General features: G+C 39.9%; 14 protein-coding genes. All 14 read right to left on the bottom strand.

Features of this window, described 5'->3' with window-relative positions; translation table 11 throughout:
• Positions 1-95: 95 nt before the first annotated feature.
• Complete coding sequence (locus NSA57_RS16460; protein ID WP_257465474.1) at positions 96-812, bottom strand: AAA family ATPase; 717 nt, start codon at positions 810-812, stop codon at positions 96-98.
• A 144-nt stretch (positions 813-956) separates the two neighbouring features.
• Positions 957-1,124, bottom strand: a complete 168-nt coding sequence (locus NSA57_RS16455; RefSeq protein ID WP_015513594.1) for a transposon-encoded TnpW family protein — start codon at positions 1,122-1,124, stop codon at positions 957-959.
• Positions 1,125-1,690: 566 nt separating this feature from the next.
• Positions 1,691-3,100 carry a DNA primase family protein gene (locus NSA57_RS16450; protein WP_257465473.1) on the bottom strand — a complete coding sequence of 470 codons (1,410 nt, stop codon included), beginning with the start codon at positions 3,098-3,100 and terminating at the stop codon, positions 1,691-1,693.
• On the bottom strand, positions 3,030-3,665 hold the full coding sequence (locus tag NSA57_RS16445) for a CHC2 zinc finger domain-containing protein (protein ID WP_257465472.1): 636 nt from the start codon (positions 3,663-3,665) through the stop codon (positions 3,030-3,032). Before NSA57_RS16445 ends, NSA57_RS16450 begins: the two co-directional genes overlap by 71 nt.
• 68 nt (positions 3,666-3,733) lie before the next feature.
• A complete protein-coding gene (locus NSA57_RS16440; protein ID WP_257465471.1) occupies positions 3,734-5,146 on the bottom strand; it encodes a serine/arginine repetitive matrix protein 2 in 1,413 nt (470 codons plus the stop codon).
• Positions 5,147-5,259: 113 nt separating this feature from the next.
• Positions 5,260-5,415: a hypothetical protein gene (locus tag NSA57_RS16435; RefSeq protein ID WP_257465470.1), complete on the bottom strand. Its 156-nt coding sequence runs from the start codon at positions 5,413-5,415 to the stop codon at positions 5,260-5,262.
• A 233-nt stretch (positions 5,416-5,648) separates the two neighbouring features.
• Entirely contained in the window at positions 5,649-6,509 is an 861-nt protein-coding gene (gene dinD / locus NSA57_RS16430; protein WP_055068447.1) for a DNA damage-inducible protein D, read from the bottom strand.
• Positions 6,510-6,667: 158 nt separating this feature from the next.
• Positions 6,668-6,847 (bottom strand): hypothetical protein, encoded by a 180-nt coding sequence (locus NSA57_RS16425; protein WP_257465469.1) that lies wholly within the window; start codon positions 6,845-6,847, stop codon positions 6,668-6,670.
• A gap of 9 nt (positions 6,848-6,856) precedes the next feature.
• Complete coding sequence (locus tag NSA57_RS16420) at positions 6,857-7,240, bottom strand: TnpV protein (RefSeq protein ID WP_257465468.1); 384 nt, start codon at positions 7,238-7,240, stop codon at positions 6,857-6,859.
• Entirely contained in the window at positions 7,237-9,120 is a 1,884-nt protein-coding gene (locus NSA57_RS16415) for a DUF4368 domain-containing protein (protein ID WP_257465467.1), read from the bottom strand. The genes NSA57_RS16420 and NSA57_RS16415 overlap by 4 nt, the downstream gene beginning before the upstream one ends.
• A 312-nt stretch (positions 9,121-9,432) precedes the next feature.
• Complete coding sequence (locus tag NSA57_RS16410) at positions 9,433-10,644, bottom strand: type IV secretory system conjugative DNA transfer family protein (RefSeq protein ID WP_306814135.1); 1,212 nt, start codon at positions 10,642-10,644, stop codon at positions 9,433-9,435.
• Positions 10,641-11,132, bottom strand: a complete 492-nt coding sequence (locus tag NSA57_RS16405) for a PcfB family protein (protein ID WP_062808228.1) — start codon at positions 11,130-11,132, stop codon at positions 10,641-10,643. The genes NSA57_RS16410 and NSA57_RS16405 overlap by 4 nt, the downstream gene beginning before the upstream one ends.
• Positions 11,133-11,214: 82 nt before the next feature.
• Positions 11,215-12,009: an ATP-binding protein gene (locus NSA57_RS16400; protein ID WP_257465466.1), complete on the bottom strand. Its 795-nt coding sequence runs from the start codon at positions 12,007-12,009 to the stop codon at positions 11,215-11,217.
• Positions 12,009-12,827 (bottom strand): replication initiator protein A, encoded by an 819-nt coding sequence (locus NSA57_RS16395; protein ID WP_257465465.1) that lies wholly within the window; start codon positions 12,825-12,827, stop codon positions 12,009-12,011. Before NSA57_RS16395 ends, NSA57_RS16400 begins: the two co-directional genes overlap by 1 nt.
• Position 12,828 lies beyond the last annotated feature (1 nt).

Below are 12,828 nucleotides of genomic sequence, written 5' to 3'. Positions count from 1 at the left end.
TAAACGAAGGGGCAGTTCACTGGAATGCCAAAACTGCTTTTTCGTTTACCCCATCATCGATTCTAACCTAAAGAATTAATCGATTTCTTTATTATCTAATCTGTTAGTAATCTATCCAACAGCATCTGCCTATTATTTATAAACATTTCTGTTACCTGGTAACTCTCTGTATCCTCATATTCGCACAGATGTATGCGTCCATTATCAAAACAATAGATATCTGCATCTGGTATTCCTAACAAAATTGGCGAATGCGTAACTATAATAAACTGTGCTCCCTCTTTTGCACATCTGTATATTTGCATCAACAATGTAAGCTGTCTCTGCGGCGATAATGCAGCTTCCGGCTCGTCAAAAAGATACAAGCCATTTGGATTCATATTATTCTGTGCTAATGCGAGAAAACTCTCTCCATGTGATTTTTCATGATATTTAGCGGAAGGATGTGTAATATCTGCATATTCTTCTTCCTGCGTTGCAACATTATAAAAGCTTTCTGCCCTAAGAAAATATCCCCACTTTTCCTTCCGATAGCCTTTGGCAATTCTTATCGCATCACACAACTCTGAATGTGTATCATGCGTAGAAAAAACATAATTCTTCGTTCCACCCTCAGGATTAAAACCATGTGCTACGGCAAGTGCTTCCAATAAAGTTGATTTACCGCTGCCATTTTCCCCTACAAAAAAAGTAATTGGTTTGTTAAAATCAAGTTTTTCAACTTCCTTAAAAGCCCTGATTCCCTTCAGATAACTATCCTTATCAATTTTATCCCAATCAAATATTACTCCTTGTATGAATTGATCATTCACCTAATCACCTCCTTGTAAAAAACACTTTCTAATCCCCATCTTCTTGCCCTTTAGACAAGAAGCATTCTTCACCTTCAGTTCGGTCAATCCCGATTTGTTACTCACATGATATCATATTTTTTCTTCAATTACATCCACCTAATTTTAATACACTGCCTGTCGACTTGCTTCTGTAACCAGCATCCGGTTAATCTTCTCCTGCATTGTTTCCTTTGCATTTTCATTGAAATGATAACGGACAACATAGACTGTCTGCCCGATTTTCTTTGTAAATGTGTTACCCTCTGTTTTTGTATTCATCATTTTTTCCATAATCATTTTTCCTTTCTTTTGGAGCCCCAGCAGAGAGTCATTCCATTGGTCTCTGTCAGAACATTATTCTTTCAATCAGGCCCAAAATGGGCACTTCCAGTTTCGTAGGCTACCTATATATAGCCTTTTCATTTTTGCTTGCAAAAAGCCTTGTGATCACAGCACTTTTTTATCGTAAAAAGCGTTTTAATATGATGCAGCCAACAACAAGAAGCATACCTAACAAATATCATTGTCTATCACTTCTGTTTTCTCTGCCGATATCTCTGATTAATGCCTAATATTCTTCCCTGCCAGACAAGACGATAAGTACAACGTATGCTTCTATCGTGTTGTTATACTGAGAAGCCCGACAAGGAGTAGGCGCTTAAAGGTTATTTTCAGGCACTTTATAGGCATTAAATAGGCACTTAGAAATACCTGTTTTCCCAGTGTTTATCATGCTTTAGGCACTTAGGCACTTTATTTTTAAATTAATAAGAAAAAAACATATACTTATAAAGCCCATATATTTAAGCAGGATATATTTCAGGCTTTTCTAGTGCCTAATGTCTTTTCCAGCCGGATCAATAATTGACGTCTTTCGTCCTCACCTTGACATGGACACCACGAAATCCCCGGCAAAAACGACCGTTTCCTACTGAGATATTCTTATCATAAGTCATTCCATAATCAGCTGACCTCTCCTTGAATCTCCTTGCAAAGGATCTTTCGCTTACAGGTACATCCAAGTTATCATTGCACCATCTGCAATAAGCAACATATAAATCTTTTGACGTGGCATGAGTGCCTTTTTCCAGTCCGATATATCCAGTTGATTCCAGAAACGATAGGATATTGTCATCATCCTCCCGCATTTCATCCATCAATAACTGGGATTTATTACTGATCGTAAACTGATAATCGTTACGGATCAGTCTCTCCAAGCCCTCAATGCACCATAGAACTATGCCTTCCACTTCTTCCATCATCTTGTCTGCCAAATAGGGATCATTGATTCTATCCGGCGGTACATCTTTTGTTTCCAGGATAATCTGACGTCTGTAAAAACCTTGACTCCTGTCAAAAAGCGACTTTAATGTGCCGTTTCCAAATGCCAGTATTCTGCAAACAAGAAGTCCCTGATAGCTTTGTTTGTTTTTTTTCTCTAAATCCATTTCGTCCTCAGCTGTGACAATTGCTTTAATCACATTAGTCGATGGTAATGCTTCTGTTTTCATATCATCATCCAGATACAACAGCTTGCCTTCCTGATCGGCTCTGGCAAATTTATCGGTTTCCAGTTTCTGAAGGCTTCCCGAATTCATGTTATGACCAAATATTCTTTTTAAGATTCTGCCAATACGGCTTTTTCCTTCACCGCCTTTTCCGATAATCAGCAACATCTTCTGACCTCTATTGCTGGGAATGAGACAATATCCCATAAACTCCTGCAGGCAGACAATATCATCCGCTTCGAGCAGTCCGTCAAGGAATGTCAGCCATTTTTCAGGTTTAGGTGTATCCTTGTTATAATTGACCGTCAATCGGTTTTGCGTCCATTCTTTCTGATTAATAAACTTCTGATTTACAAAATAGGTTCCGTTCTTAAAATGAACCCTATCCTCTTTTATGGGAAGCGGATCTGAACGGGTATACATCTTAAATCCACTTAAAATAGCCATTACTTTGGCTGAAATTCCGCTGGTCCAATAGTGTTCTATAATATCCAGAATCTCTTTCTCCATTTCATCGTTTGGGATTGAACGGTCTATATCATACAATATTCCATTGATACACTTGATTTCATGTTGCTGCAGAATTGTCTGATACAGAAGGATTTCATTGATCTGTTTGCCATCGAACCAGATTGGCAGTTCCATTCTGGGCAAATTCTTTTCCACCTGTGTCTCTTCGGTTACTTCTTCAACTTTTTGTAATGCTTCCAGACGTGCAACCACATCGTCCGGCAGATTCTTCCTTAATTCGTTGCTCAATGTTCTTTACCTCCTCCTGACAATCCAAAATCAATCTTGCACGATCTTCTAGCGAACCACTGAGTAGCACATCCATCTTATATTCAATAAGCGTATATTTTTCCATCGCTTCAACAAATAACGGATGCCAATCATCATCTTCGATTCTGGGAGCATAATCAACTTTCCATTTCTTTAAAAGATGGAAGTAGTCACTGTATACTCGAAAAAAACGAATCTGTTGCTCGTGAAAGAATTGATCCAGTGTCTGTTTCTTTTGTTTTGGTTTTTGATAATCTTTCGTCTTGTTATAACTCTGGTATTTTTCATAAGGTACAGAAAAATCCTCTGCCAGTTTTTCAGCTGACTCTTTCACAGAAAGATTGAAATATTTAGCGACAAAATCAATCACATCTCCATCTGCCTGACAGGCAAAACAATGATATCTTTTATCAAGCTTCATGCTTGGATTCTTGTCCGGATGGAACGGGCAGACAGCCATTCCGTTTCGTCCAACTTTGATTCCATAATATTCTGCAGCATTTCTTGCAGTAACAGCTTCCTTTACAGCTTCAAATAATTTCATACCTGCTCCTTTCCGAGAAAACAAAAAGCACTCGCATTGATTCAATAACGAATACAACGGAATGCCCTTTATCTGTCATCTCTGTTCCATGATTTTTTCAAATCATTCTTTTTATTTGCTTCTCTTTCTGCCAGCTCTTTTTTCTTTTCTGCCAGACGGTTCATGATCGACGGTCTGGCTTTTTCTTTAATTTCATTTACAACCTTAACTTTTGTTTTTGGCTGCAGTAACGAATCTTTTACTGTTTGAACTGCCGTCATAGCTTTCATGATTTTTTTTATTACGCCATCCAAACGATTTTTTGCATAATTCTTTTCTTTCTCCGAAGCTTTTCGTTGTGGCTGGTCGATCCAGTTCTTTGTGCCTTCAATAAGTTGAATGTCATCTTGCCGGGTTTTAATCATTACTTCATTTGTGACTTCTTCCACAGCTTTCTCATAAGCAACATCTGAAACATCCTGCAGTAAAGATTCAATATCATCAATCTCAAGAGTAAGCTTCTCTAACTGGTTTTTCTGTTCTTCTATTAGATCCCCCTGTTTGAAAATACGATTCGAATTATCAGCAAACTCTTTGTCCTGTTGGGCAATCTTCTCTTCCTGTTTCTGAATCGTTTTGTCATTTTTCTGAACCGTCCTTGTCTGCTGAACTATTTGCAGGATATTTTCATTTACTCGTTTTCTCTGCTCTTCAATCATATTGTCTTGATGGGCAATCTCTTCTTTCTGTTTCATTCGAATAAAATCCTGTTTCTCCAAATATGCTCGTCCACCATAAGCTGGCTCCTCATCCAGTTCTAAACCATGACGCTTACAGATATCTAAAAACATTGTCCGACAGGCAGAATCAAAAACAACCTTGCGGTTATTTGTCTTTGATCTCTTCTTTTCCGGATCTGGAAGTTCAAATCCAAGTTCTTCCAATGCTGTTTCCTGTTTCGGCTCAATTTCTCCATATCGGTTTGTAGCATCAAAAACATGGCGCTCATGAATATGAGGTGTTGCTTCGTCCATGTGCAGCGACCAATCAATAATATGCACGTTAGAGCCAAACCGCTCATCGAATTCTTTCTTAAATTCATCAAATACTAAAATCAGGGTTTCCACGGAAGCGTGTTCATCTATTGTTCCAAGTTGATAGATACTTTCTTCCGGACAGGTCTTTTTGTTTTTCCAAACATCTTCCACTTCTTTGCATCTGTCTGGGTGTCTGGCTTTCACATGTCTCTCATTTTGCTTCATAACATAATTTCCATAATGCTCTTCATAGAATGCCAGCTCAATTTGTTCAAAAGAAGAATTATTCTCTTTTCCCTGATCTTCCATTGTGGTATATCCCTGATAGCAGTCCCAGTAAATATTTTGCCGGACTCTTTCATTGTCGATATGCTCACTGTGTTCCGTATTAAATCTGCGATCATTATGAAGCGGATTGTAAACTCCATTTTTTCCAGATCTGCCGTTATGCCTTGTTCCTTTCATTTCACTTTTCTCCTTTCTCTCAAGTTGTTTCCCCGAAGAGATTGCAGCGAAGCTGCTTAAAGGCTCTGTCGCCGTTACAGATAGTACCCAGTACCATATGGCGAAACGCCATATCACTGGGCAATGGCTGCCGCCCTTAACCTGCTAAGGGCTTCGCCCCTTAACCCCAGCAAGGTGCTGCCTCCCTTTGCAATCCAGGCACAAAGGACTTCCAGTCCTCTGTACTCCCGGCAGACAAAACGAAACTTCTGCCGCTGTCCCTTCGGCATGTTTTACGTTCTGCCTGTTTTTCAAAAATCCTCTATTTCGGATTTTGTGAAAATAAAAAAGCCGACGCAATTTCAACTTTTACAAAAGTCCAAATACATCGGCTCAATCTTTTGACCTAATCGGTCATTATTCATTTTTTCCGACTGGCTCATACAGTCCATTTTTAATAATGAGCAAAACAAAAGGCACTAACTTTTTACGGTTAATGCCCTTTTGCGTTAATACTATTAAATTATTCGTCCAACATCAACTTGCCTTTCTTAGCCTTATTTTTTAATCTCTGCATCTGTTCTTTTTCTATCTGCTGGATGCTTTTTTCCGGTGTTGGCAAATCTTCCGGCATAGTTCCTCCAATCTTTTCAATCGCAGTTCTTACCTCTTTTCCAACATTATAATGCACTGATGTTGCGGTTTCCGCACCGACAATTTTATCTTTTCTTAATTTTTCTTCTGTCTGTGATATTCGGAACAGATTAGCAATCAATTCTGTACTTCCCATGTAATCAAGAATTTTCTGTCCTACTTCTAATTGTTTTTTCGTATGAATGTCATCAACATCTAATCCACCGTATAGTCCCATATATCCGGCATTTTGAAAAATTGCAAATTCCTCATTCGTAATAACTCCTGCATTATGTGCTGTCTCTGCCAACATTTGATTCCACTGTTTGATATCTCCCCTAACAACAAGTCTTCTGTTATCTTCGTCCAGTTCATTAAAATGGTCAGCAACTTCCTGCCTGTATGTCTGGATTGCAAAATATGTTTGTCCTAATGCAATGACCTCTTTTCTCGGATCTCCATTCTGAACGATCAGATAACATGCATATCTTGACAGTTCATAATCTTTTTTTGGTTTCGTGGTGACTCCAGCTTCAACGATTTTCCTGACCTCAGGAAAATCGTCTGGAATACTGTGCCCGCTGTTTTCACATGCGATCATTGCTCTTTTAATTACTTTTGCAAAATTCTCCCATTTTGCATAATCAAGTGCCGGTCCCAATTCTCTCGCACTCCAATACTCGCTTCCATCTTCCCGGATATGCTTGATATCTTCAAATCGTTTATACTCTATTCCTTTTAAATCACTCATTCTCTTGCTCCTTATCAAACTTTCGGCTGTATATGAAAAATGTAATCTCCACGCACAACCGGAACCATCTAACACTATGCTTTCTATTCACAGATTTGTTCTTAAAGTATATCACAGGATAATCTCGTAATCTATATTTTTACCTGCTAACTTCTTAACTATTTTTCCAGATACTTGCGGTAGTTATCCATGACAGAATCCGTAACACCATTTTTATATACTTTACGGATATCAACAATTTTTTCATCTTTTAATGCTTTCAGCCAATCCAACAAATCTTTTCTGCTGTTTGCAAAATTACAGCATCTTCCATCTGCATATTCAATCCGATATCTCATAAGCCCCTCCTACACATACACCAGTTCATTTAAAATAATTTCATCTATCCGGCTTCTTACATTGTTTGCCCGGCGAACCCATTCCATCTGGTCTCTACTTTTCAATTCTTCTGTAATGCCTTCCTGTTCCATCATTTGATCCATGAGAAGATCCCTGCGTTCCATACACCGCTCATTCAGATCTGCAAGGTAAGTCCAGAGTTTTCCGCTCAATGTCAGATAGGAATACAATCCGCTCTTATAGTCTTTCAGATAATTTCTGTGGAGACTTCCATAAAAACCGATCTCTCTTCTTTCTTCCGGCACTGCGATCAATGGCAGGTAGATTTCCCCGACAAGGATATAATCCAGACCATTACTGTCATCGTGAATGATTCTTTCTAATTTGCTCATGCTGATGCAACTCCTTTCTTCGGTTCTGCAGGTGGAAGCAGTGATACTGGAATGAACACACCTTTTGCAATATCTTCCTGCCGGATTTCTTCTTTTTTAGCATCCATCTCCGCTTTCTTTTTTGCCTTTGTCCGTTCATAATATTCCTGCTGTTTTCCATTTGCTTTTCTTTTCAGATAATTCTGGTGAAGCCTGTCTTTTCTGGCTTCCCGTTTCTTCATTTCTTCAATTTCCTCCGGTGTCATTTCTACCTCACCAAAATGTGGCGGTAAATATCTGCCAATGAAGTTAAAATAGATTTCCACTTCCTGTGTTGTCTCAACGCTTCCTTTCCGGTCACGCTCATGCACCACAATCTTTTCAACAAATTCATTCAGCATATAGGTGGTCAGTTCATCGAAATTCTGGTATTTATCAACCAGTGAAATAAACTTCTCCGCTGACCTGCGACCTTCCTCATAACTGGATAACTCTGCTTCCATATCTGCGATCTCTGCGGATAACTCTTTCTGTTCTTTGGAATACTGCCCATCCAGAATCGCATAGCGTTCATCTGGCAGCTTGCCAAGAATGTTATCCTCATAAATCCGGCAAATCAGTTTTTCCAGTTCCTGCACACGCTTTTTTGCTTCCGATAGTCTGCTTTTTAATCGTGTAATTTCACTGGACTGCTGTGAAGTCTGTGCCTTTTTTACCGTTTCTATGAACTCTTCCCTGTTAAGCTGAGAATATTCCGCAACAGCCTTTAAAAGTTCCCTAATCAGTTCCATGACCACATCAGCATTGATTCTGTGCTGTGTCTGGCAGAGCGTTCCAACCGGAACTTTAGAATATGCCGAACAGGTATATTGTGGCACTCGCTTGCCATTATTCACCCGATGGACATACATTTTGGAACCGCAGTCTGCACAATACATCAGACCTGTCAGTGGGTGGGCTTCTCCCCATCCATCTGGATATCTTCTCACATTGCTTCGGATTCTCTGCACATTGTCAAAAGTTTCCTGATCTATGATTGCTTCCTGCGTGTTCTCAAACACTGTCCAGTTATCCTCAGATACATAATGGCTTTTCTTATCCTTGAAATGCTTTCTGGTCTTGAAGTTCACTGTATGACCAAGATACTCTCTTTTCTTTAGAATACCTGCAACAGTAGAAGAGCCCCAGCCATAAGGATCTTTGATTTCTTCTACTCTGCCTTTCCATAATCCGGCATCTTTCTTTGCCATATGAACCGCTGGTATCTCGACCTTATCCTCTTTCAGTGCCCTAGCAATCTGATATGGTCCGTATCCATCCATTGTCATGTGAAAGATTCTCCGTACAACTACAGCTGCTTCTTCATCAACGATCCATACATTCGGATCATCCTTGTCTTTCAGATACCCATACGGTGTTGTACTTGCCACATGCTTACCGGATTTCCCTTTCGCCTTGAAAGTGGATTTTATCTTTTTACTGGTATCCCTTGCATACCATTCATTCATGATATTTCGGAATGGAGTAAAATCATCGTCCTCCCGGAAGCTGTCTACATTTTCGTTGACTGCAATCAGACGGACATTCTTCTGTCGCAGCAATTCCATATATTGTCCGACTTTCAGATAATCTCTTCCCATTCGGCTCATATCTTTAATCAGGATCGTTCCGACTTTCCCTGACTCTACTTCTTTCATCATTGCAAGAAAGCCTGGACGATCAAATCTTGTGCCGGAGATACCGTCATCAGTAAAATGAACAAGATTGGTAAATCCATGTTCTTTTGCATATTGTTCCAGCAGTTTCTTCTGATTCGAAATACTGTTGGATTCTCCGTTTAATTCATCATCACGACTAAGACGTTCATACAACGCTGTCATGAATCCCTGTTTCTCTGTCATAGTCAGATGTCCTCCTTCCTTCGTTTATTAAATTCCTGTTCTCATCCCATATCCGTTCCTGTACCGGGTGCTGATGTTTCCGGGACGTATTAACCAGAAAAGACACGCTGAATGCCTATTCAGTTCTGGTATCACTACGGGCAGGCTGTTTCGTTTTCAAAGTTCGTGTAAGAAGTAAAAAAGTTCTTTACACTAAACGAAATGCTCAGAGGTCTTTTTACAGCCCTCTTACTGCATTTTTTTGATTTCGTGTCATCTTTTTAAAGTTCCTTACACAATCTCTGTACTGACGAAACAAAATACGGACATGTTTTAAAATTGTTTTTTACAAAATACAATTTTGTTCTTTAAGGTAAAAAAATAAGCCTCAAGAGACTTTTTAATCACGTTGGAGCTCCAATTCTTTAAAAAATAGTGATTAAGAAGTCTCTTCAAGCTTATAACACCGGCGGCCATTTTGTATTTTTTATACTGTCTGACCGCAAAGTGCTGCGGATCTCTTTCTTCCAGTTCCTGGAACATCATATCCACTGGATTCTGGTAAGTTTCATCCTCTTCACGGGTTTCGCTTTCATTCAAAAGATCCAGAAGAGTATTCAGATTCTTTTCCTCTTCATCACCTTCATACCAGATAAAAGCAATCAGTGCTGTATACAGCAATTTCTCTGCTTTCACCCAAAAATCTTCGGAAGCTTTTTCCCCTTCGCCTTTGGTATTTACAATGATTGTTGTCACTAGCTTCAGGATATCTTTTTCAGACCGTATATAAGCAAATGGATTGTAATGAAGGGATTTAGAAAAGTTGATCGTATTCAAAACCTTAATCACATAAGGCTCATATACCACTTTCCCGGATTTATCTTTGATGACATTTCCATCTTTACCCCTCTTCGGCGGTCCCTTTGCTAACATCTTCCCGCACTCTTCGATCAGAGTGCCTTTGGGATCTGTAATGACCATGGAACAGTTCATCTGCATGACCGATGGTTTTACGAAAAAACGTGTCTTACCGGAACCACTGCCGCCGATAACTACAATATTTTTATTTCTTGCATATTTCGGTTGTTTTGGTCGGCTTTCCATTGTCAACGCTTCTGTTGCTGTCAATGGAATGTTCATCCATGGATCTTTCGACATATAAGGTTTGATATCCTCAGCGTTTCCCCATCTGGCTGAACCATACTCGATTCCTTTCCGGAGTTTCTTTGCATCTGACTGTTTCTGCCAAACCAATAGTTTCAAAATAACTGCGACAGTAACTCCAACCAATAGGTCTCTCAGGTCAAAACTTAGCAGAATCCCTGTAAAGATCCGATCTGCATGTTCCATCGCATATAACAGTTTGTTCCCTATATCTTCTCCGGGACTGCTCCTGTATAAGCAGGATGCCCGGTCCGCATAAAAAGCGGTCAGAACATAGGGAAGATTTGTAAGAACCAGTTTCTTTTTATCCAGGGCGGACAGCCTGACCCCAGCCTTATTCTTCCACTTCTGCATCAGCTTATTGCTGTGTTGTTTCTTCATCGGCTCTGCTCCTGATGCCGGTTCTTTACTTTGTCCTTCGTCTTCTTTGGCATCATTGCCCGGTAAGCTGCAAGACGCTTATGAATGGAAGGTTTATTCGCTTTTTGAATCTGTTTCTGGGAAAACTCACGGAAAGCAGCATTGAGGGCGTCCTGATCACGTCCCTTGAAAAATACCAGATAAACCGGAGGCTCTTTGCTCTTGTCTTTTTTCAGAGCATAATTGATCCCGTATTTTCTGGCATAGCGTTCAAAGGACTTGATATTCTTATTTGTGATCTCGATATTGACCATCCCGGCATTCTGTTTTGCCAGCTCTTTTACCGTGACCTTTCCCTGTTTCGGCTGATTCTTCTTCGCTTTCTTCTCTACCGATTTCTGCTTCTGATGACGCAGATAAGCAGCAAGAACCTTTTTCAATAGATCTGCTGTTACTTTGGTAGTCCGAATGCAGAACGTGACCGTTTTCTGAGTTACCTCTTCCTGCATGACTTTTCCCTCCTTTCAGTGATTCAACTGCTGTCCAGATCTGTAATCATGGCAATCACCCCCTTTAATGAAAAAAGACAGATTAACCGGTAATCAGGTTCTGCACCTGTACGAGTTTTTCTGTCCCTTCTTCTTTTCTCTTATCTTCTCCACCACAATAGATGGGAACACACATTTCAAGTATTCTGCTATAAATACGCTGATGGGCAGTATCTAAATCTGTGGATTTCATTTCATTCAGTCCCAGATTCGTTGTTACGATCAGCGGAAGCATTTTACAATAGCGGCTGTCTATCACATTATAGACCTGCTCCAAAGCAAACTCGGAATTTCGTTCTATTCCCAAGTCATCAATAATCAGCAGCGGATAATCCACAAGATTTTGTATAATCAGGTTCTTATCTGCCTGATAGCTAGTCATTTCATTTAGGATCCTGGAAAAATTTGTCATCATGACACGTTCTCCCTGTTCCAAAAGTGCATTTGCAATACAGCCTGCAAAGAAACTTTTCCCGGTTCCAACAGGTCCCATCAAAAGCAATCCTACATTTTTTCTCTTCATATCTGTCCAGTTTTCTACATACTGCCTGGCAATTAGTATCTTCTGGTTGCTTCCGTTGTCATTTTCAAATTTCCATTCCCAGAATCTTCTTTCCCGAAGTCCGACGGATTTTCTCTGATAAAGCTGCCGCTGTGCTTCTTCCCACTGCATCTTCTCATCTAGTTCCTGCCTGGCTTTTGCCTCGCATTCGCACAAACAGGACACTACATGCTCAAATCCCATCAGACTGACTTTCATCTGTTTTCTTTTTCCACAGATGCCACAATGGAGACATCCCTCTTCGTCCAGATAATCTGCTGCTACTTTGTTTTCCATCACAGGCTTTCTCCTTCCTGAAATTCATATTTATCCATTCCTATCCTGGTTCCATCCCTTTCTGCCCAAAGACAGATTGTTGCAAAATGGTTCTGATATTCTTTTCCACTGGATTTCATATAAACAGAAAGATGATCAATCCGTTTCTGGTAATCCCATGGAAATAGCGTCATCAGCTCCTGCAGTTCAGCTTCCGACATAACAACATTTTTAAATCTACCATACTGACTGAATTTTTCTTCCAAAGCGGGAGTATTGCCCTTACTCTTATCAGTATGATTCTTTTCAGTCTTATTTATCTTAGTATTACTTCCATCCAGATTCTTGCAGTCCGGACTTCTATTTTTTTGCGTTCCGGACTTCCAGTTTCTTGCAATCCGGATTTCCAATTCCTTGCAGTCTGGATTTCCAGTTTCTGGCGTTCCAGAAGCAAAGTATCTTACGGGCTTTCCTCTGATCCGTTTCACAAAATTTTTCACGTATATGACAGAAGGACGATTATTTCCCTGCCGGTATCGTTCAATCAATCCAATCCCATGCACACTGTCAAGCTCATAAAGAAGCTTTGTCACTGTCGTATGTGACATTCGCAACAGCTCCTGTAATTCTGCGATCGTATAAATGATATAGACATAACCATCACTGTCGATCCAGCCATTTTTCTTGGATAGGCTGATTCGATCAAGCAGAATTCCGTAAAGGAGCTTTGCGTCTGTGGACAGGCTTGCAAATTCTTTTTCTGTGAACAGAGCTTTGGGTATCCGAAAAAAAGAAAACTGGTCAGATTCTTCTGCTCTGAAGTATTCAAAATCTGCCATA

This window comes from Blautia caecimuris (assembly GCF_024622975.1).
Taxonomy (GTDB): Bacteria; Bacillota; Clostridia; order Lachnospirales; family Lachnospiraceae; genus Blautia_A; species Blautia_A caecimuris.
The sequence above is the reverse complement of the archived record's forward strand: the minus strand, read 5'-3'. Positions and strand labels throughout refer to the sequence as shown.